Origin of the sequence: Sphingopyxis sp. YR583, from assembly GCF_900108295.1 — a bacterium.
Lineage (GTDB): Bacteria > Pseudomonadota > Alphaproteobacteria > Sphingomonadales > Sphingomonadaceae > Sphingopyxis.
Window position 1 is genome coordinate 700,173 of record NZ_FNWK01000002.1, and the last position, 19,066, is coordinate 719,238.

General features: G+C 64.1%; 20 protein-coding genes and 1 tRNA gene. 9 read left to right on the forward strand and 12 right to left on the reverse strand.

All coding sequences use genetic code 11. The features are described 5' to 3' along the window. Positions 1–8: 8 nt before the first annotated feature. The 7 genes from BLW56_RS15360 to cyoA are packed head-to-tail and all read right to left on the reverse strand — an operon-like array spanning position 9 to position 6,769. Entirely contained in the window at positions 9–542 is a 534-nt protein-coding gene (locus BLW56_RS15360) for a response regulator transcription factor (protein WP_093511523.1), read from the reverse strand. Further along, positions 539–1,846, reverse strand: a complete 1,308-nt coding sequence (locus tag BLW56_RS15365) for an ATP-binding protein (protein WP_093511524.1) — start codon at positions 1,844–1,846, stop codon at positions 539–541. The genes BLW56_RS15360 and BLW56_RS15365 overlap by 4 nt, the downstream gene beginning before the upstream one ends. After that, positions 1,843–2,547 (reverse strand): SURF1 family protein, encoded by a 705-nt coding sequence (locus tag BLW56_RS15370; RefSeq protein WP_093511525.1) that lies wholly within the window; start codon positions 2,545–2,547, stop codon positions 1,843–1,845. Before BLW56_RS15370 ends, BLW56_RS15365 begins: the two co-directional genes overlap by 4 nt. After that, positions 2,544–2,930, reverse strand: coding sequence for a cytochrome o ubiquinol oxidase subunit IV (gene cyoD, locus BLW56_RS15375; RefSeq protein WP_256203494.1), 387 nt, complete (start codon positions 2,928–2,930; stop codon positions 2,544–2,546). The genes BLW56_RS15370 and cyoD overlap by 4 nt, the downstream gene beginning before the upstream one ends. Beyond that, positions 2,927–3,553: a cytochrome o ubiquinol oxidase subunit III gene (gene cyoC, locus BLW56_RS15380; protein WP_093511526.1), complete on the reverse strand. Its 627-nt coding sequence runs from the start codon at positions 3,551–3,553 to the stop codon at positions 2,927–2,929. The genes cyoD and cyoC overlap by 4 nt, the downstream gene beginning before the upstream one ends. Positions 3,554–3,557: 4 nt before the next feature. Then, a complete protein-coding gene (gene cyoB, locus BLW56_RS15385; RefSeq protein WP_093511527.1) occupies positions 3,558–5,570 on the reverse strand; it encodes a cytochrome o ubiquinol oxidase subunit I in 2,013 nt (670 codons plus the stop codon). Positions 5,571–5,587: 17 nt separating this feature from the next. After that, positions 5,588–6,769: a ubiquinol oxidase subunit II gene (gene cyoA, locus BLW56_RS15390; protein ID WP_177175978.1), complete on the reverse strand. Its 1,182-nt coding sequence runs from the start codon at positions 6,767–6,769 to the stop codon at positions 5,588–5,590. Positions 6,770–6,938: 169 nt separating this feature from the next. Between cyoA and BLW56_RS15395 the strand changes: the two genes are divergently transcribed. Together BLW56_RS15395 and BLW56_RS15400 are read left to right on the forward strand one after the other, a co-directional pair. Further along, positions 6,939–8,267: an MFS transporter gene (locus tag BLW56_RS15395; RefSeq protein ID WP_093511528.1), complete on the forward strand. Its 1,329-nt coding sequence runs from the start codon at positions 6,939–6,941 to the stop codon at positions 8,265–8,267. 13 nt (positions 8,268–8,280) lie between these two features. Then, positions 8,281–8,775: a YdeI/OmpD-associated family protein gene (locus BLW56_RS15400; RefSeq protein ID WP_093511529.1), complete on the forward strand. Its 495-nt coding sequence runs from the start codon at positions 8,281–8,283 to the stop codon at positions 8,773–8,775. A gap of 184 nt (positions 8,776–8,959) precedes the next feature. Here the strand turns inward: BLW56_RS15400 and BLW56_RS15405 are convergent, their stop codons facing one another. Further along, entirely contained in the window at positions 8,960–9,805 is an 846-nt protein-coding gene (locus tag BLW56_RS15405) for an alpha/beta fold hydrolase (RefSeq protein WP_218140527.1), read from the reverse strand. A gap of 206 nt (positions 9,806–10,011) precedes the next feature. On the opposite strand from BLW56_RS15405, the gene BLW56_RS15410 reads away from it, so the two are divergent. After that, complete coding sequence (locus BLW56_RS15410; protein ID WP_093511530.1) at positions 10,012–10,893, forward strand: hypothetical protein; 882 nt, start codon at positions 10,012–10,014, stop codon at positions 10,891–10,893. A gap of 97 nt (positions 10,894–10,990) precedes the next feature. Here BLW56_RS15410 and BLW56_RS15415 read toward each other — a convergent pair whose 3' ends face one another. Then, entirely contained in the window at positions 10,991–11,908 is a 918-nt protein-coding gene (locus BLW56_RS15415) for an MBL fold metallo-hydrolase (RefSeq protein WP_218140528.1), read from the reverse strand. An 89-nt stretch (positions 11,909–11,997) separates the two neighbouring features. Here BLW56_RS15415 and BLW56_RS15420 point away from each other — a divergent pair, with 89 nt between their 5' ends. Continuing rightward, positions 11,998–13,152, forward strand: coding sequence for a methyltransferase domain-containing protein (locus tag BLW56_RS15420; protein ID WP_143043476.1), 1,155 nt, complete (start codon positions 11,998–12,000; stop codon positions 13,150–13,152). Between the two features lie 163 nt (positions 13,153–13,315). Here BLW56_RS15420 and BLW56_RS15425 read toward each other — a convergent pair. Further along, a tRNA-Tyr gene (locus BLW56_RS15425) sits at positions 13,316–13,401 on the reverse strand. Between the two features lie 81 nt (positions 13,402–13,482). On the opposite strand from BLW56_RS15425, the gene rlmB reads away from it, so the two are divergent. Then, on the forward strand, positions 13,483–14,250 hold the full coding sequence (gene rlmB, locus BLW56_RS15430; RefSeq protein WP_093511533.1) for a 23S rRNA (guanosine(2251)-2'-O)-methyltransferase RlmB: 768 nt from the start codon (positions 13,483–13,485) through the stop codon (positions 14,248–14,250). Between the two features lie 35 nt (positions 14,251–14,285). Here rlmB and BLW56_RS15435 read toward each other — a convergent pair whose 3' ends face one another. Next, entirely contained in the window at positions 14,286–14,603 is a 318-nt protein-coding gene (locus BLW56_RS15435) for a 2Fe-2S iron-sulfur cluster-binding protein (RefSeq protein WP_058802016.1), read from the reverse strand. 101 nt (positions 14,604–14,704) lie between these two features. Between BLW56_RS15435 and BLW56_RS15440 the strand changes: the two genes are divergently transcribed. From BLW56_RS15440 to BLW56_RS15455, 4 genes are all read left to right on the forward strand, one after another. Next, positions 14,705–15,322 carry a DNA-3-methyladenine glycosylase family protein gene (locus tag BLW56_RS15440; protein ID WP_093511534.1) on the forward strand — a complete coding sequence of 206 codons (618 nt, stop codon included), beginning with the start codon at positions 14,705–14,707 and terminating at the stop codon, positions 15,320–15,322. Positions 15,323–15,508: 186 nt separating this feature from the next. Then, positions 15,509–15,907 carry a ketosteroid isomerase-related protein gene (locus BLW56_RS15445; protein ID WP_093511643.1) on the forward strand — a complete coding sequence of 133 codons (399 nt, stop codon included), beginning with the start codon at positions 15,509–15,511 and terminating at the stop codon, positions 15,905–15,907. Next, entirely contained in the window at positions 15,904–16,491 is a 588-nt protein-coding gene (locus BLW56_RS15450) for a GNAT family N-acetyltransferase (protein ID WP_093511535.1), read from the forward strand. The genes BLW56_RS15445 and BLW56_RS15450 overlap by 4 nt, the downstream gene beginning before the upstream one ends. Beyond that, positions 16,488–17,372 (forward strand): carbon-nitrogen hydrolase family protein, encoded by an 885-nt coding sequence (locus BLW56_RS15455; RefSeq protein ID WP_218140529.1) that lies wholly within the window; start codon positions 16,488–16,490, stop codon positions 17,370–17,372. The genes BLW56_RS15450 and BLW56_RS15455 overlap by 4 nt, the downstream gene beginning before the upstream one ends. A 63-nt stretch (positions 17,373–17,435) precedes the next feature. Here BLW56_RS15455 and tig read toward each other — a convergent pair whose 3' ends face one another. Further along, positions 17,436–19,019, reverse strand: coding sequence for a trigger factor (gene tig, locus BLW56_RS15460; protein ID WP_093511536.1), 1,584 nt, complete (start codon positions 19,017–19,019; stop codon positions 17,436–17,438). Between the last annotated feature and the right edge of the window lie 47 nt (positions 19,020–19,066).

The window sequence follows — 19,066 nt, forward strand, 5'->3', positions numbered from 1 at the left end:
TCCGCCGCCTAGCGGATCTGCCGTTTCTCCAGTTTTCGCGCGAGCGTGCGCCGGTGCATCCCGAGCCGGCGCGCGGTCTCCGAAATGTTGAAATCGGTCTCGACCAGCATCTGGTGGATATGCTCCCATTCGACGGTCTTGATCGACGATTGGCGGTCGCCGACCGGCGTTTCGGCATTCCCCTCGGCGCGGTCGAACGCCGCCTCGATATCATCGGTGTTCGACGGCTTGGCGAGATAATAGGACGCGCCGAGCTTGATCGCCTCAACCGCGGTCGCGATGCTCGCAAAGCCGGTGAGCACGACGATCCGCATCGCGGCATCCGACGCGCGCAGCGCCTGCACGCACGCGAGCCCCGACGCGCTGCCCAGCTTCAGGTCGACGACCGCATAGCCCGGCCGGAACGCCTGCAGGTGCGCCTCCATTTCCTCGGGGCCATGCGCCACCTGCACGACATAGCCGCGCCGCTCGAACGAGCGCTTCAGCGTGCGCGCAAACGGCTCGTCATCCTCGACGATCAACAGCTTCCGCGTCTCGTTCACGCCCTTTCTCCTTCGGGCCGCGCGACCGCCGAAATCGGCAGCGTGATGCGAACCAGCGCACCACCCGCATCGCGGTTCGCCACCGTCGCGCCGCCACCAAGCTTGCGCAAGACATTGACCAGCAGGAACAGCCCCAGCCCACCGCCCGGCCGTCCTTTGGTCGATCGATAGGGCTGGCCGAACTGCTCGAGCATCTCGTCGCTGAACCCCGGCCCGCGGTCGGCAATTTCGATCACCGCCATGTCGCCGTCGCGCGTCGCGCTGACGCCGACCCAGTCGGGCGAAACTTCGGACGCATTGTCCATCACATTGTCGATCACCTGCCGCAGCGCGGGGTCCGACACGATCGCGACGTCGGCGCCGAAGCGGTCGTTGAACTCGACCGTCCCAGGGCGCCGCAGCGCGCGCGATCCTGTGACGATATCGGTCAGGAACGCGCGCATCGTGGTGAGCTGCGGCGCCTCGCCGCGCGCCTCTCCCGCCGACATCAGGATGCCGCTGACGATTGCCTTGCAGCGCTGCACCGCGGCATCCATGTCGGCCAGATCCTCCTGCATCTCGCGATCCTTCGCGAGGCGGGGCGCCGCTTTCCAGTCGCCGATCAGCACCGACAGCGTCGACAAGGGCGTGCCAAGTTCGTGCGCCGCGCCCGACGCGAGCAGCCCCATGCGCACGATATGATCCTCCTCTGCCGCGCGCTGGCGGCTCGCCGCGAGCGCGGCGTCGCTGTCGCGCAAATTGCGGCTGATCCGCGTGACGAACGCCACGAGGAGCACCGCAATGAGCAGGAAGCAGACGAAGCTGCCCTGAAGATAGAGCTTCATCGGATCAGCCGCATAGGGCGGCGGCAATACGAGCGGGGTCGGATCGATCCGCAGTGCCGCCAGCGCCGCCAACGCCGCTGCGACGATCGCCCATGACGAACGCGGGGTCAGCAGGATCGCCCCGATCACCACCTGAAGCAGGAAGAGCGACGCAAAAGGATTCGCGAGCCCGCCACTGTGATGGAGTTGCCACCCCAGCGCAGCCACGTCGAACAGCAGCACCGCGGTCAGTTCGGCGTTGGTCACCACCCGGCCGCGCCGCAGCAAGGCGATATTCGCGAAATTGATCGCGATCACCACCATGATCGCCGCGAGCAATGGCGCACGCGGCAGGGAAATACCCATGGGCCCGCTGACGATGCCGATCGTCGCAAGTTGTCCGCCGACCGCAAGCCAGCGAAGCTGGATCAGCAACGTCATGTTGCGGCGACCGGCGGGTGCGCGCGAGGGCGCGGTTGGCGGGATGGTCGGGCGGGTCATCGATCCCGGATACGCCACAGCCGCCACGCAAAAAAGAGGCTGAGCGCACAAAGCGCAAACCAGGTCAGCGCATAGACCAGATGATTGTCGGGAAAGCGCACGACGGTCAGCCCGCCGACGGGATAACCGCCCGCGTTCGGTGCCATATCGGCATCGACGAAATAGGGCGCGGAGTTGCCGAGCCCCCTCGCCTGCGCAATCGCCGCGACGTCGCGCGAAAACCAGCGATCCGCCACCGGATCGTTCGAACGGAGAAAAGCTCCGCCGGGCTCGGTGACGCGCAGCAGGCCGGTCACGGTCGCCAGACCCGCGGCATTTCCCGCCGCGCGCGTCCTTGCGTCGTGCCGCGCTTTTGGCACGAAACCGCGATTGACGAGCAGCGTGAAATCGGGCGTTTCGAGTGGCGTCATCACCCAATAGCCGGGCCCAAGATCGGTCACGGCCTGCACAAGCGTCTCGCGATCATGCCGGAAGCTGCCCGTCGCACTTATCCGGCGATAGGCATCATGCTTCGCGCTGACCGCCTTCCACTGCGCCGGCCCGGGCGCCGCTACCGGCGCCGCATGGATGCGCTCCTCGACCGACGCGACCAGCTCATGCTTCCACACGCGCCGTTCGAGCTGCCAGACGCCGAGCGCCGCGAGACCGATCGCCGCGATCAGCGCCGCCGCGGCAAAGGCCGCGCGGCGGACGCGTGTCACGGAATCTGACTCGCCGACTGGCTCGTCGGTTCGTGCGGCATCGGCATCATATTGGTGTTGAGGTGATGCATCACCCACAGCGAGCCTGCGAGCATGATCACGACAACGATGATCGTGAAGACGAGCGAGGTCAGCGACCAGCCGCCCTCGGCCTTCGGCGTCATATGGAGGAAGAAGACCATGTGGACGACGATCTGCACCACGGCGAAGCCCATGATGATCGCCCCCGTCGCGCCCGCGCTGAGCGGCATCGTCATCACCAGCCAGAAGGGAATGGCGGTCAAAATCACCGACAGGACGAAACCGATGACATAGTCACGCATCGACGCGTGCGGCATCTCGATCTCGTGGTGCGCGTCGTGCGCGTGGGTATCGTGGCTCACCGCAGCACTCCCATCAGATAGACAAAGGTGAAGACGCCGATCCACACGACGTCGAGGAAGTGCCAGAACATCGAAAGGCACATTACGCGGCGCTTGTTCGCGGCGATCAGCCCATGCTTCGACAGCTGGAACATCAGCGTCACCAGCCAGATGACGCCGAAGGTGACGTGCAGCCCGTGCGTACCGACAAGGGTGAAGAAGCTCGACAGGAAGGCGCTGCGCTGCGGCGTCGCACCGATTTCGATCAGGTGGTGGAACTCGTAAAGCTCGATCCCGAGGAAGGCGAGCCCGAACAGGCCGGTGATCGCGAGCCAGGTCTGGACGCCCTTCACCTTGCCCTGCTGCATCTGAAGCACCGCAAAGCCATAGGTGATCGACGAGAAAAGCAGCATCGCGGTGTTCAGCGCAATGAGCTTCAGATCGAACAGATCCTTCGGTGCGGGCCCTGCGGCATAGCTGCCGCCGAGCACGGCGTAACAGGCAAACAGGATCGCAAAGATGAGGCAATCGCTCATCAGGTAGATCCAGAAGCCCAGCATCGTGCTGTGCCCCTCGGGGTGCGCATGCTCGTCGAGGTCGTAGAACTGGACGGGCTCGTCTGCGGTTATCGTTTTGGCACTCATCGGATCAGGCTCCGGCCGCCAGCTGGCGGGTGCGCGCTTCTTCGACCGCGGTGACCGTCGCCGCCGGAATGTCGAAATCGCGCTTGTAGTTGAAGGTATGATAGATCGCGCCGACGATCGTCGCGACAAAGCTGACGGCGACCAGCCACCAGATATGCCAGACCAGCGCGAAGCCCATGACGAGGCAGAAGCCCGACAGGATGATCCCCGTGCCCGTATTGCTCGGCATATGGATATCGCGATAGCCATCGACCGGCCGCTGGTGTCCGCGCGTCTTCATATCGTACCAGGCGTCGAGGTCGTGGATCACCGGGGTGAAGGCGAAATTGTAATCTGGCGGCGGCGAGCTGGTCGCCCATTCGAGCGTGCGGCCGTTCCACGGGTCGCCGCCGGTTTCGTCGCGCAGTTCTTTGCGGCGCCAGATGCTCACCGCGAACTGGACCAGCATCGCACCGATGCCCGCGGCGACGATCAGTGCGCCGATGCCCGCGATCACGAACCAGATTTGCAGGCTCGGGTCGTCGAACACGCGCATGCGCCGCGTCACGCCCATCAGGCCGAGGATATAGAGCGGCGTGAAGGCGACCCAGAAACCGACGACCCAGCACCAGAAGCTGACCTTGCCCCAGAAGACGTCGAGCTTGTAGCCGAACGCCTTGGGCCACCAATAGTTGATCGCCGCGAACAGGCCGAACAGCACGCCGCCGATGATCACATTGTGGAAATGCGCGATCAGGAACAGCGAATTGTGCAGCACGAAGTCGGCGGGCGGCACCGCGAGCAGCACCCCGGTCATGCCGCCGATGACGAAGGTCAGCATGAAGGCGATCGTCCACATCATCGGCAGTTCGAACCGGATGCGGCCGCGGTACATGGTGAACAGCCAGTTGAAGAGCTTCGCCCCCGTCGGGATCGAGATCACCATCGTCGTGATGCCGAAGAAGCTGTTGACGCTCGCCCCCGATCCCATGGTGAAGAAATGGTGCAGCCAGACGAGGTACGACAGGATCGTGATACAGATCGTCGCATAGACCATCGAGGTATAGCCGAAGAGCCTTTTGCCCGAGAAGGTCGACGTGACTTCGGAGAAGACCCCGAACAGCGGCAGCACGAGGATGTAAACCTCGGGGTGACCCCAGATCCAGATCAGGTTCACATACATCATCGGCGAACCGCCGAGATCGTTGGTGAAGAAGTTCGTGCCGACATAGCGGTCGAGCGTCAGCAGCACGAGCGTCGCGGTCAGGATCGGGAAGGAGGCGACGATCAGGATGTTGGCGCAGAGGCTGGTCCAGGTGAAGACCGGCATCTTCATCAGGCCCATGCCCGGAGCGCGGAGCTTCAGGATCGTGACGATCAGGTTGATCCCCGACAGCGTCGTCCCGATCCCCGCTATCTGCAGCCCCCAGATATAATAATCGACGCCGACATTGGGACTATAGGATATCCCCGACAGCGGCGGATAGGCGAGCCAGCCGGTCTGCGCATATTCGCCGACGAACAGCGAGATCATCGTCAGCACCGCGCCGGCGGTCGTCATCCAGAAACTGAAATTGTTGAGGAAGGGGAAGCTGACGTCGCGCGCGCCGATCTGCAGCGGCACGACATAGTTCATCAGCCCGGTGATGAACGGCATCGCGACGAAGAAGATCATGATCACGCCATGCGCGGTGAAGACCTGGTCATAATGGTGCGGCGTGAGATACCCCTCGGACCCGTTGAACGCCATCGCTTGCTGTAGCCGCATCATGATCGCGTCGGCAAAGCCGCGCAGGAACATGATGAGCCCCAAGATCATGTACATGATCCCGATGCGCTTGTGGTCGACGGTGGTGAACCATTCGGTCCACAAATAGCCCCAGAGGCGGAATTTGGTGATCAGACCGAGCACGGCGATGCCGCCGAGGACGACGCCGATGAAAGTGACGACGAGGATCGGCTCGTGCAGCGGCAGCGCCTCGAGCGACAGCTTGCCGAGAAACGGACCGGTTTCGGGTGCGGGATGCGGGATGGTCATGTTGATCTCGGGCTTCTTCAGGACATCGGGCGTTCGGCGGCGGGTGCGCGCAGCGCCGTGCGTTCGGGCTTGGACGGATGGGGCAGCCCCTCGCCCTTCAGCTTGTCGGGGGCGACGGGCTTCGCGTCGGGGCGGTCGTTCGACATCACCGGCGAACTGCAATAGGCCGCGACATAGCGCATGCTCCAGCGTGCCGCATCGACCGTTCCGCGTGCGGCGAACTTGTCATAGGTGACCTGCCGGACATTGCCGATGCCCGCGATGCCGGCGCCGCCGGCGGCGTCGAGCGACATCATATCGTGCATGCACATCTTGCCGGGCTCGACGCACATATTGACGACGGCGTCGAACAGCTGCGGATCGCTCGCGGCAAAGCGGCGGACGGGCTCCTTGTGCGTCGGCTTTTCAAGCTTCAGATAGGTATCGCGGCTAAGGTCGCCTTCGGCCGAGGCCTTGGCGGTCGCAACCCATTTGTCGAACTCGCCCGCGGGCAGGCTCTTCACCGCAAAGCGCATGTTCGAAAAGCCCCAGCCCGAATAATTGGCCGAAAAGCCTTCATAATTGCCGGTCTTGTCGAACACGCCGTGCAGCTTGGTTTCCATGCCGGGCATCGCATAAATCTGTCCCGCAAGCGCGGGCACGTAAAAGCTGTTCATTACCGACGAGGAGGAGATGCGGAACCGCACGGGCCGGTTCACCGGCAGCGCCAGCTCGTTCACCGTCGCGACGCCCTGTTCGGGATAGATGAACAGCCATTTCCAGTCGAGCGCGACGACCTGCACGTCGAGCGGCTTCACTTCCGCCGCCACCGGCTGGCCCGGCCCCGTGCGCGCCAGCGGGCGATAGGGATCGAGCAGATGCGTCGCGACCCACGTCACCGCGCCCAAACAGATGATGATCAGCAGCGGCGCCGACCAGATGACCAGCTCGAGCTGCGTCGAATGATCCCAATCGGGCTTGTAAGTCGCCTCCTTGTTCGACGCGCGATATTTCCACGCGAAGAAGATCGTCAGCCCCATCACAGGCACGATGATCAGCAGCATCAGGACCGTCGACAGGATGATCAGGTCGCCCTGCTGACGCGCAACGTCGCCGGCAGGGTCGAGCACGATCAACCCGCAACCCGACAGCAGAGGCAGCGCGGCGATCAGCGGCAAAAGCCGCAATCGGGCGAGAAAACGGGGGAGATTGCTTGGCATGATGCGCGCCTAGGCCTCCTTTGTTGCACTGCACATAGGACATTTTGTCCAATCCCGCGACCGCTCTTCATCGCGCAGGGGCATTTTCATTCCGGGCGATTTTGCCCTATGACCGACTCGTGCCCCCGCATCTTGTCTTGCGGATGGCGCCAGCTCAAGGATTGTTACCATGGCTGCCGATACCGTGCCCACCACCGAGGTCGAACGCGACGCCCGCGCCCTCCATGAAGACGGCGGCCACCGCATCGACCCCGCCGAAATCGCGATCGGCGTCATCATCGGCCGCACCTCCGAATTCTTCGACTTCTTCGTCTACGCCATCGCGTCGGTGCTGGTATTCCCGAAGCTCGTCTTCCCGCACCTCGACCCGCTGACCGGCACGCTCTGGTCCTTCGCGATCTTCGCGCTCGCCTTCGTGTCGCGCCCGGTCGGCACGATCATCTTCACCGCGATCGACCGCGCCTATGGCCGCGGCGCAAAGCTGACGATCGCGCTCTTTCTGCTCGGCGGCTCGACCGCGGCTATCGCCTTCCTGCCCGGCTATGAATCGATCGGCATCGGCGCCGCGCTCCTCCTCGCGCTCTTCCGCATGGGTCAGGGCGTCGCGCTCGGCGGCTCGTGGGACGGTCTCGCCTCGCTGCTCGCGATCAACGCGCCCGAAAAGCGTCGCGGCTGGTACGCAATGATCCCGCAGCTTGGTGCGCCGCTGGGCCTGATCGTCGCCAGCCTGCTCTTCATGTTCCTGATCGCGGCGCTGCCGGCGCAGGATTTCCTCGACTGGGGCTGGCGTTATCCCTTCTTCGTCGCCTTCGCGATCAACGTCGTGGCGCTGTTTGCGCGGCTGCGCATCGTCGTGACTCCCGAATATGCCGAATTGTTCGAGAATCGCGCGCTCGAGCCCGCACCTTTGCTCGACACGGTCCGGTCGGAATGGAAGACGATCGTCATCGGCACCTTCGCACCGCTCGCCAGCTTCGCGATGTTCCACATGGTCACCGTCTATCCGCTGTCGTGGGTCTTCCTGTTCACCGACGAGACTCCCGTGCGCTTCCTGATGATCGAGGCGATCGCCGCCGTTGTCGGTATCGGAGCGATCGTTGCGTCGGGCATTCTTGCCGACCGCATCGGACGCCGCACGCTGCTTGGCGCGACGGCGGCCGCGATCGCCGCGTTCAGCGGCTTCGCACCGCAACTGCTCGACGCGGGCGAGTTCGGTGAGGCGGCGTTCATGATCCTCGGCTTCCTCCTTCTCGGCCTCTCGTTCGGCCAGTCGTCGGGCGCGCTCTCGTCGAACTTCCAGCCGCGCCACCGCTACACCGGCTCGGCCCTCACCTCCGACCTTGCATGGCTGTTCGGCGCCGGTTTCGCCCCGATGATCGCGCTGTGGCTGTCCAGCCAGTACGGGCTGATCGCGGCGGGCGGCTATCTGCTGTCGGGCGCGATCGTCACGCTCGTCGCGCTGTGGCTCAACCGCGAGCTCGCCAGCACGATCGACTGATCCGCAAACCCGGATGAAGTTCAGCGCGACGATCGAGCTCAGGGGGATCAATCCCTATGTGCTCGTCAGCGCGGCGCAGGCGCAGCGGATCAAGGCGGGCTGGAAAAAGCCCCTCCCCGTTCTCATCCAGATAAACGGCCAACCCGATCCGGCCTGGCGGGTCAACATGATGCCCGTGGGCGACGGAAGCTTTTATCTCTATCTCGACGGGATCGTCCGCAAGGCATCGGGCACTGAAGTCGGCGACATCGTCGAGGTATCTGTCGCATTCGCCCCCGCTTACCGGAGCGGCCCGCAGCACACTATGCTCCCGGAATTCGCCGCACGGCTCGGCGAGGATGCCGTCGCCAAGGCCGGCTGGGAAAGCCTCACGCCCAGCCTCCGTAAGGAAATCCTGCGCTACCTCGCCACTCTGAAGTCGGACGCGGCGCGGCAACGCAATATCGACCGCGCCATCGGCGTCCTCGGCGGAGCAAAGGCCCGCTTTCTGGCGCGCGACTGGAATTGATCGGGCCGTTCGAAAGCCGCTAGTTCCGACGAAACACTCTGGCGCCGCCTCGATACCGCGCCGCCTCGCGGATATCAGCGCGGCGCGTCCTTCGGCGCCGGAATGAAACTGGTCAGCGCGTCGATCACCTGCTGCGGCTGCTCCTCGGCGATCCAGTGGCCCGAGTCCGTAATGATCACCGTCCTCACATTGTGCGCGACATTGCGCAGGAGGACGCCGATCGTCTCGCCAAGCCCGCCCGTGGCGCCCAGCCCAAAAACGGGATCGTCAGCGGCTGCTTGGAGAAGGCCCGATTGTCGACCTCATCCTGTGCGAATGCGCGATAATATTCGAACCCGCCGCGCAGCGCACCGGGGCGCGCATAAGCGGCTGCGCAAAAATCCTCGGACTCCTGCGTCAGCGCGCTCGTATTCACTGCCTCGACGCTGCGGAACCAGCGAATGAATTCGCTCTCCTGTCCCGTAATGAGCATCTCGGGCAGATCGCGGACACCGAAGAAGCGGAAATGCCATGTCCGCGGCGTCGCCGAAATTTCCTTCCACGGGTCGATCCCCGGCAGGGGGACATCCATGACGATCAGGCGCGACACCTGATCGCGATATTGCGCGGCATAGGCATAGGCGACCATGCCGCCCATATCATGTCCCGCGAGGGTGACGCGCGGCCCAAGCCCCAGTGCATCGACAAGGGCATGGATATCACGCGCGATGTTCGCCTTTTCATAACCCGTCGCGGGCCGCGCGGTATCGCCCAGTCCGCGCAGGTCCGGTGCGATCACCCTATGCCCCCGCGCCGCCAACGCCGGCATCACATGGCGCCACATGTAGGATGTCTCGCCCCAGCCATGCAGCAGGACGATCGGCTCGCCGCGGCCCTCAGAGATCAGATAATGATATTGGACGCCATTCGCCTCAATCTTGCCGTCGCGGATCGTGATTGGCGCGGCCGGGGTCGCGACAGGCGATGCACGGGCCATCTCCCCGGGCTGGCTGACGAGGAGGATGTCGGCGGCGAACAGCGCTTTATGCATAGAGGGGCTTTCTGCAGCAAACGGAAAGGCTTGCGGTACGTCAGCCGGAGGGATGAATAATATTGTCCGAAAGCTCAGGTTCGGCGCTTCGGCCATGCCGCGCCATATCGGATGGTACAACAGGTCGGCGAACTCTCGGGTCTGAACCCGCCAGCCCGAACGCGTAGTTTAGCGATAGGCGAATCTTGCCCGGCCAAAGGAAAAACATGCCCTCCCCCATCCGCATCCTGCTTCAGACCACAATTCCGCCAATCGAGGACGATTGGCATATCGGACGCTTCTCGCTGCTTCGCGACTATCTTTCGAGTCTCACCGACGAAGACGGCCAGCCCCTATGCGCGGTAACCGCGCGCGACCGTACCGCGCCGGGAACGCCCGATCCCGTCCTCTCGACGATCGACCGGTCGGATTTCGACGAACTCTGGCTATTCGCGGTCGATACCGGCGACGGGCTGACCGGCGAGGATTGCGCGGCGATCGGCCGGTTCCGAGCAAAGGGCCGCGGGCTGCTCGTAACGCGCGACCATATGGATCTCGGCAGCTCGGTCTGTACGCTGGGCGGTGTGGGCAACGCGCATTATTTCCACAGCACGCGCCCCGAGCCCGACGCGAGCCGCCATGTCGCGGATGACCGCGAAACCGGCTATATCCTGTGGCCCAACTATCACTCGGGTGCGAACGGCGATTTTCAGACGATCGCGATCACCGAGCCGCCGCATGTCCTGCTGAGCGACCCCGATGCCGCGGATGGCCTGATCCGTTACCTTCCGGCCCATCCGCACGAAGGCGCGGTCGGCGTTCCCGAAGGCGATACGTCGGCGCGCGTCATTGCCACGGGGGTAAGCCAGGCCAGCGGCAACCGCTTCAACCTCGCCGTCGCATTCGAGCCGTCCTCGAACGGCGGCCCCGGACTCGCCGAGTCCACCTTCCACCATTTCGCCGACTATAATTGGGATCCGGCGATGGGCTGTCCCACCTTTGTCAGCGAGAAGCCCGGACAGTCGCTTGCCGCTTCGCCCGAGGCTCAGCGGTCGATCCGCCGATATGTCCGCAACCTCGCGGTCTGGCTGGCGGGACGGTCGTTATAGCACGACATTCGGACACGCCCCGGAATGCCCATGAAAAAGCGGCCATGGTTCAAACCCGAACCATGGCCGCTTTTTCAATCGGGGAAGCGATCGACGATCAATAATCCCAGACCGCAGGGACGGCGCGGAACGCATCGCCTGCGACCGCCACATGATAGATCGACGGGAACGGCAGGTGTGTCGCAACGAACGGCTCGCGCGTCGCTGCAAAGTCGCGCAGCAGATTGACGCGGACGCGCTCCGATTCCTCGGGATCATGTTCGAAGCCATTGTACCAGCCGGGCTGGTCGAACCCGACCTGGAAGATGGCATCGCCGACGAAGGTCAACGCCTCGCCGTCCGATGCGACACGGACGACGCAATGGCCGGGCGTGTGCCCGCCGGTCAGCTTGGCGGTCACGCCGGGGGCGATCTGCGCTTCGGTCTCGAAGGTCCGAATCTTGCTCGCATATTGCTCCATGAACCGCTTGGCCGTGGCGCGGAGCGCATCGGGAAAGCCGTCGGGCATCACGGTTTTCGAAAAGTCGGGATCCTTCCAGAATTCGACCTCGGCGGCCGCGACGTGGACGCGCAGGTCCGGACGCATCCGATCATGCGTATCGCCGATCACCAACCCGCCGATATGATCCATATGCATGTGGGTGATCACGACGTCGGTGATCGATTCAAGCGGAATTCCGGCCGCCTCCAGCCGCGGCAGCAGACGCCCGGCCTTTTCCAGCTTCAGATTCGGATCCATGCCCAGGCCCGCGTCGACGAGGATCGTTTGCTCGCCGCTACGCACGACCAGGACGTTCAGCGGCCACTCGGCCACTTCGCGCGGCAGAAACTGCTCGCCGAGCCATGTATCGAGTATATCGGGCTCGACATTATGCGCCAGGACATGGGCCGAAATCGGCAAGATGCCATCGCTGATCACCAACACGTCGATATCGCCCACCTGGAGCGCGTAACGCGACGGCACCGGCTCGTCGAGGCGCGGGCGGTCGGATTGCAGAACGGTGTCGAGAGTCATGTCGGTCTCCTCTTTCTTCGCAGATTGAGAGACCTGCATCGCGCGTTCGGCCGGTAGCCGATATCGTGCGGGCCGACAGGACGACGCTGTTGCAGGAGCAGGCCGACCTGCACCTTGAGATAGGTGCGCCGTGCGCAGAGGGTCGCGCCGCAAAGACATTGAGCCTTATGGACCAAAGCGCGACCCGCATATTGCGAAGCGTTACCGCTCCTGGCACCCGGATTCGGCAGCGTCCGTATGCCGCGAGCTTGCCTGCAATTCGCATTGATTTGACGCGGCTTAGTTCTTATTCCACGTCGATGACGACGATCTCGGAAACCAGCCGCTCACGACCCGCCCTTCCGCTTTGGAAGGCGAAGGCCTTTGCCCAATGGACGCTCAGCCACCTTCCGTTCGGCGAAACGCTGAACCATTCGCTGCAGCGCGCGCGTGGAGCGTTCAACGATACGAACAGGCTGCAGGTACTTGTCTCACAGGCCGGATATCTGCGCGCCCTCAACGGCCGCTTCCCCCTCGCCGGCAAGAGCGTCGTCGAAATAGGGCCCGGCTGGCAGGGTGTGGGAACCTTGTTGCTGCACCTGTTCGGGGCGGGACGCATCATCGCCTATGATCACCAGCCCCATTTGCGTTTGATAATGATGCAGGGCCTGGCAGCCGTCGCATCTGACCATGTCGACAAGATCGCGGCCGCTTCCGGCCTGACAAGCACATCCATCAAGGACAAGACGGACAGAATCGCCGCCTGCGCGTCGCTGGACGAACTGTTCAAGGTGATGCACGTCGATTATCGCGCTCCGGCCGATGCGGCGGCTACGGGACTTCCGGATCACTCCGTCGATCTCGTCTACAGCTATGGCGTACTCGAACATATCGACGCGGCCAGCCTGCGCGCGATCTTCGTCGAAAGCAGTCGCATCCTCTCTCCCGAGGGGCGTTCCAGCCACAATATCGGCCTGCACGACCACTTCCAAAGCGCCGGCTGCGGAAACGGCGTGAACTTCCTTCGCTACTCGCAAGGGACGTGGGATTTCTGGTGCGGAAACGCGATGCTGTATCACAACCGCTTGCGCGCGCCCGACTATCTGACGATGCTCGCCTCGCTCGGCGCCGAAACGATTTGGCAGGACCGCGAGTTGACCGACGCGAATATTGCTGCGGTGAAAAATATGCCCATACACCCCGACTTTCAGCGCTACAGCACCGACGATCTGGCCGCGTCGCACCTTTACGTCGACTTCCGCTAACCGAATTCCATCGCGAGAGGATACGGCCCGTCGCGCAAGCGGCGTGCGGCGGGCCGCGCGTTCATATGGATCGCGCCGAACAGGCGCGTAATGCCGCGAAAGCGGGCAATCACCATGGGTGTTAAGGCAAGAACGAAGGCCCGCTGCGCATCGGCGCTGGGGATGGTGGACAGGGCTGGATTCGAACCAGCGTACGGAAACCCGGGCAGATTTACAGTCTGCTGCCTTTAACCACTCGGCCACCTGTCCATTGGGGTCCGCGTTGGGAAGCGGTCCAATGGCGAAACGAGGCTTGCCTGTCAATGCCAGTCATGGGAAAGGCCGCGCGTTATGAGACAATTTTCCCGTCACCGTCGCCCTTCCGGCCAAAACCAGCGCGGACAAGCCATTCGTTTCTGGGGTCGTCACGCCGTTTTGGCCGCGCTTGCCAACCCCGAACGCACGGTCAAGCGCATCTGGGGCACCCGCGAAGCGCTCGGCCAGCTCGACCTGCCGCCGGTGATTCCGATCAGCTACGCCGACGTCACCGACCTTGCGCGACTCGTCGCGCGCGATGCGCCGCATCAGGGACTGGTGATCGAGGTCGACCCGCTCGAGGACGTCTATCTCGGCGACCTGTTGCAGGAAGAAAGCGATACCGACAGCAAACGCCCGCTGATCATCCTCGACCAGGTAACCGATCCGCACAATATTGGCGCTGTGCTCCGCTCGGCCGCGGCGTTCGACGCCGCCGCGATCATCACGCAGGACCGGCACAGCCCGCCCGAAAGCGGCGTCATCGCACGCTCGGCGTCGGGCGCGCTGGAAATCGTGCCTTGGGTCCGCGTCGTCAATCTGTCGCGCGCGCTCGAGGAAATCGCCGAGGCGCAATATTGGCGCATCGGCTTGATGGGCGACACCGAAACGACGCTGGGCGAGACACTCGACGGTAGCAAGGTTGCGCTGGTGCTGGGGTCCGAAGGCGACGGCATGCGCCACAATGTCATGGAACATTGCGACGTGCTGGCCAAACTCCCCATCTCGCCGCGGATGGAGAGCCTCAACATCTCGAACGCCGCGGCGATCGCACTCTACGCGGTCGCGACGGCGCAAGGCTGATCGTCACCCCGGCGCAGGCCGGGATGACGATGAAATCAATCTTCCGCGGCGATCCGCACGCGGAGGCCGTCGAGCGCATCGCTGAACGGGATCTGGCACGACAGGCGCGAGCCTTCGTCGCGGTCGGTGGTCGAATCGAGCAGGTCGTTCTCATCCTCGCTCATCGCGGGAAGCTGGTCGGTCGCGCCCGCCTCCACATGGACATGGCACGTCGCGCACGAACAACAGCCGCCGCACAGCGCGAGCAGTTCGTCAAAGCCCGCGTCGCGGATATTTTCCATGACCGTCAGGCTGGTATCGCCCTCGATTTCATGCTCGGTTCCGTCACGCGTCACGACAATCAGCTTGGCCATGCTAGTCCCCATATCTTCGGTGTTGCTGGCGCTATGTCGCGCGTTGCACGGCAAATCAAGCGTTGCTAGTGATAGCCCGTGGAACAAAAGGAGAATATGCGATGGGCCTCCGCCAGCAGCAGTTGAACGCGGGAATCGACGCGCTTGCGGCACGCGATTCCAACTTCGCGCGGGCGCTCGGCAACGCCGGCTATCCCGAACCGCGTATCCGCGCGCCCGGCTATACCACATTGCTCCGCACCATCGTCGGCCAGCAGGTCAGCGTCGCCGCCGCCAACTCGATCTGGAACAAGCTGGAGGCGCAGTTTGGCGAGGGTTGCCCTGCCGAGACGGTCGCCGTCGCCGATTTCGACACGCTGCGCGCGTGCGGCCTGTCGGGCCAGAAGCAGGGCTATGCCAAAAGCCTTGCGCAGCTGATCCTCGACGGCGAGCTCCAATTCGACGCCCTCCCCGCCGACGATGAGGAAGCGATCGCGCTGCTCACCCGCGTCAAGGGCATCGGTCGCTGGTCCGCCGAAATCTACCTGCTCTTTGCCGAGGGTCGCCCCGACATCTGGCCCGCGGGCGACCTGGCCGTGCAGGAAGCCGTCGGCCGTATCTTGCAGTTGGGCGCCCGCCCCGGCGAGAAGCAGGCACGCGAACTCGCCGAACCCTGGCGCCCGCACCGCGGCGCCGCCGCGATCTTCAGCTGGCATTGCTACAATATGGACGTGATCTGAGGATGGCCGCCAATCTCCCCTCCCTCGTCATTCCCGCGCGTGGAAACTCGAACTGATTGAAAAGGACAATCCCGACTGGAGCGACCTGGGCGAGACTTTCGGCTTTGAACCGATAGGCTGAACTGGGTTCCCGCTTTCGCGGGAATGACGATAGAGGGGGTGACCTTTGATTCGGAGCATGCGCAAATGAATACCCGCGACGTCGTCACCGCTTATTATGCCGCCTTCAACGCGGGCGACACCGACGCGATGCTCGCGCTCGTCGCCGACGATATGCGTCATGACGTCAACCAGGGCGAACCGCGCCACGGCAAGCCGCTGTTTGCCGAATTTAACGCGCATATGACGCGCTGTTACCGCGAGCAGCTCACCGACATGGTGATCTTCGCCGAGGGAAATCGCGCCGCCGCCGAGTTCATCGTCAACGGCACCTATCTCGCCACGGACGAGGGCCTGCCCGAAGCCAATGGTCAGACCTATCGCCTCCCCGGCGGCGCCTTTCTGTCGGTGAACGACGCGGGTCTGATCGACCGCGTCACCACCTATTATAATCTCCAGGATTGGCTGCAGCAGGTCGGCGCATGACCGTCCGCGTCGCGCCGGTCACGGGCGCCGGGCTGGCCGCGGTCATTTCCGACCTCGCACGCCTGCGCACTGTCGTGTTCCGCGACTTTCCCTATCTCTACGACGGCGACGCCGCCTATGAGTCCGACTATCTCGCCAGCTTCGCGCAGGCAGAGGGCGCCGTGATCGTCGTCGCGCGCGATGGCGAGGAGATTGTCGGCGCCGCCACCGCCGCCCCGCTCGCCGCGCAGGACATGGCATGGCAGCAACCGCTCGCCGCCGCGGGCTTCGACATTGCGCGGACATTCTATTTCGGCGAATCGGTGCTGCTCGCCAGCCATCGCGGCCAGGGCGTCGGCCATGCCTTCTTCGACCATCGCGAAGCACAGGCGCGCGCGCAGGGCGCCTCGCATGCCGCCTTCTGCAGCGTGATTCGCGAGGCCGATCACCCCTCCCGCCCCGTCGGCTACCGCCCGCTCGACACCTTCTGGCGCGCGCGCGGCTATGCCCCGCTTGCCGGCGTGACCGCGTCCTTCGACTGGAAATGCGTTGGCGAGGACGCCGAACGCAGCCACATTCTTCAATATTGGACCCGCAAATTATGATCCGCGTCGCCAGCGCCGCTTGGCCGATCGACCGGCACCCGGACTGGGCCAGCTACGCCGCCAAACTCGAAGCCTGGGTCGCCGAAGCAGCCGGAAACGGCGCGCGCCTGCTCGTCTTCCCCGAATATGGCAATATGGAGCTCGCCTCACTCCTCGATCCCGCAATCGCCCTCGACGCCGCGGCGCAGGTCGAACCACTCGCAGACATGGCAGGCGACGTCGCCCGCCTCCACTCCGACCTCGCCCGGCGTCACGCCGTCCATATTCTCGCCGGTTCGATGGTCGAACGCGACGAGCGTGGCAGAATCGTCAACCGCGCGCGTCTCTTCGGGCCGGAGAGCGGCGCAGGCTTTCAGGACAAGCTGATCCTGACGATGTGGGAACGCACCCACTGGACGATCGAACCCGGTGCGCCGCAGGTCACGCTCTTCGACCTCGGCTTTGCGAAGGTCGGCGTCATCATCTGCTACGACAGCGAATTTCCGGCCGCCGCACAAGCGCTCGCCGCCGCGGGCGCCGATATCCTGCTGATCCCGAGTTGCACCGACAGCCTCGCCGGCTATTGGCGCGTCCGCATCGGCGCAATGGCACGCGCGCTCGAGGCGCAATGCTTTACCGTCCAGTCGCCGACGGTCGGCGCCGCTCCCTGGTCGGCAGTGGTCGACGCAAACGTCGGCGCAGGAGGCATCTTCGCGCCGCCCGATCTCGGGATGCCCGCCGATGGCGTCGTGGCGCTGGGCGAGCTCGACACGCCGGGCTGGACCTACGCCGACCTCGATCTCGATGCACTTGCCGAGCTGCGCCGCAGCGGCGCCGTGCGCGGCCCCGCGCATTGGGGCGAACAACCGCAGGCCCCGCCCCTTCAACTTTCCATTCGCTGACCGCGCAACAAAAAGGCCGAGTGGATCGCTCCACCCGGCCTTTTGCTTTGCCTTGAGACAGGCTTATTTCTTGGCGGCGGTCTTCTTGGCCGGGGCCTTCTTCTCGGCAGCCGGCTTTTCAGCTTCGGCCTTGGGGGCTTCAGCTTTCGGAGCCGCCGCCTTCTTCGCCGGTGCCTTTTTCGCGGGAGCTTCCTCGGCCTTGGCCTCTTCCTTCACCGCGTCCTTCTTGGCGGCCGGCTTCTTCGCGGCAGCCTTTTTGGCGGGCTTGTGGTCGTGGTCATGGTCGTGGCCGCAGCCCGGGCCATGGACATGGCCGTCGTCATCGGCTTCGATCGCGGCTTCGATCTCTTCGCGCGTCACTTCGCGGTCGCTGATCTCGGCCTTTTCGAACAGGAAGTCGACGACCTTGTCTTCATAGAGCGGGGCGCGGAGCTGCGCGGCGGCGAGTGCGTCCTGCTGGACATATTCGACGAAGCGCTGGCGGTCTTCGGGGCGGTACTGCTGCGCAGCCTGCATGACGAGACGCTGCATTTCCTGCTGCGAAACCTGAACGCCATGCGCCTGACCGATTTCGGAGAGGAGCAGGCCGAGACGGACGCGGCGCACCGCGATCGAGCGATAATCGTCGCGGTCGTTCTCGAGTTCGGCCTTCGCCGCTTCGGGATCTTCCTCGTGGCTCGCTTCATGCTCGAGCTGCTGCCAGATCTGGTTGAATTCGGCCTCGACCATCGTCGGCGGCACTTCGAAGTCATGGCTCGCGGCGAGCTGATCGAGCAGCTTGCGCTTCATATAGGTGCGCGTCAGGCCGTTCAGTTCCTGCTCGACCTGATCCTTCATCAGCTCTTTCAGCTTGTCGAGGCTTTCGAGACCCAGCGACTTGGCGAACTCGTCGTCGATCTTCGACGCCGCCGGAACCTTCACTTCCTTCACCGTCACGGCGAATTCGGCGGGCTGGCCCTTCAGGTCCGCAACCGGATAATCGTCGGGGAAGGTGACCTTCAGCGTCTTTTCATCGCCGACCTTGACGCCGACGAGCTGGTCTTCAAAGCCCGGGATCAGCTGACCCGAACCGATTTCGACCGCCATATCCTCGCCCGTGCCGCCGTCGAAGGCGACGCCGTCGACGCTGCCGGCGAAGTCGATGATGACCTGGTCACCCTGGGCGGCCTTCTTGGTCTTCGGCGCTTCTTCGAAACGCTTCATCTGCGCGGCGAATTCCTCGATCTTGGCCATCACGGCCTTGTCGTCGGCGGGAACGGTCAGGCGCTCGAGCTTCAGACCGTCGATCGACGGGGTTTCGATGTCGGGCAGCACTTCCAGGCTGACGGTCAGCTCGGCATCCTTGCCGGTTTCATAGCCATCGTCGAGCGACACGGCGGGCTGCAGCGCGGGGCGAAGCTTTTCCTTCGCCATCAGGTCGCGCACGCCGGCGTCGATCGCCTTGTTGAGCGCGTCGGCCGACAGCGCCGGGCCGTGCATCTTGCGGATCAGGTTTGCCGGAACCTTGCCGGGGCGGAAGCCGGGCATGCGGACGGTCGGGGCGATGCTCTTCACCTCGTCGTCGACGCGCGCGTCGATATCCTTGGCGGTGATGGTCACGCGATATTCGCGCTTCAGGCCTTCGTTCAGCGTTTCGACGGTCTTCATTGCCTTGGTCTTATCCTTGCTCAAAATCTCGTATCGAACCCCGCCGG

Coding starts and splice junctions, on each gene's coding strand:
- tig (WP_093511536.1), bottom strand. CDS start 19,019: ATGAAGACCGTCGAAACGCTGAACGAAGGCCTGAAGCGCGAATATCGC.
- cyoC (WP_093511526.1), bottom strand. CDS start 3,553: ATGAGTGCCAAAACGATAACCGCAGACGAGCCCGTCCAGTTCTACGAC.
- BLW56_RS15415 (WP_218140528.1), bottom strand. CDS start 11,908: ATGACTCTCGACACCGTTCTGCAATCCGACCGCCCGCGCCTCGACGAG.
- BLW56_RS15395 (WP_093511528.1), top strand. CDS start 6,939: ATGGCTGCCGATACCGTGCCCACCACCGAGGTCGAACGCGACGCCCGC.
- BLW56_RS15365 (WP_093511524.1), bottom strand. CDS start 1,846: ATGACCCGCCCGACCATCCCGCCAACCGCGCCCTCGCGCGCACCCGCC.
- BLW56_RS15450 (WP_093511535.1), top strand. CDS start 15,904: ATGACCGTCCGCGTCGCGCCGGTCACGGGCGCCGGGCTGGCCGCGGTC.
- BLW56_RS15455 (WP_218140529.1), top strand. CDS start 16,488: ATGATCCGCGTCGCCAGCGCCGCTTGGCCGATCGACCGGCACCCGGAC.
- BLW56_RS15445 (WP_093511643.1), top strand. CDS start 15,509: ATGAATACCCGCGACGTCGTCACCGCTTATTATGCCGCCTTCAACGCG.
- BLW56_RS15435 (WP_058802016.1), bottom strand. CDS start 14,603: ATGGCCAAGCTGATTGTCGTGACGCGTGACGGAACCGAGCATGAAATC.
- BLW56_RS15410 (WP_093511530.1), top strand. CDS start 10,012: ATGCCCTCCCCCATCCGCATCCTGCTTCAGACCACAATTCCGCCAATC.
- BLW56_RS15400 (WP_093511529.1), top strand. CDS start 8,281: ATGAAGTTCAGCGCGACGATCGAGCTCAGGGGGATCAATCCCTATGTG.
- cyoB (WP_093511527.1), bottom strand. CDS start 5,570: ATGACCATCCCGCATCCCGCACCCGAAACCGGTCCGTTTCTCGGCAAG.
- cyoA (WP_177175978.1), bottom strand. CDS start 6,769: ATGCCAAGCAATCTCCCCCGTTTTCTCGCCCGATTGCGGCTTTTGCCG.
- BLW56_RS15440 (WP_093511534.1), top strand. CDS start 14,705: ATGGGCCTCCGCCAGCAGCAGTTGAACGCGGGAATCGACGCGCTTGCG.
- BLW56_RS15405 (WP_218140527.1), bottom strand. CDS start 9,805: ATGCATAAAGCGCTGTTCGCCGCCGACATCCTCCTCGTCAGCCAGCCC.
- rlmB (WP_093511533.1), top strand. CDS start 13,483: ATGAGACAATTTTCCCGTCACCGTCGCCCTTCCGGCCAAAACCAGCGC.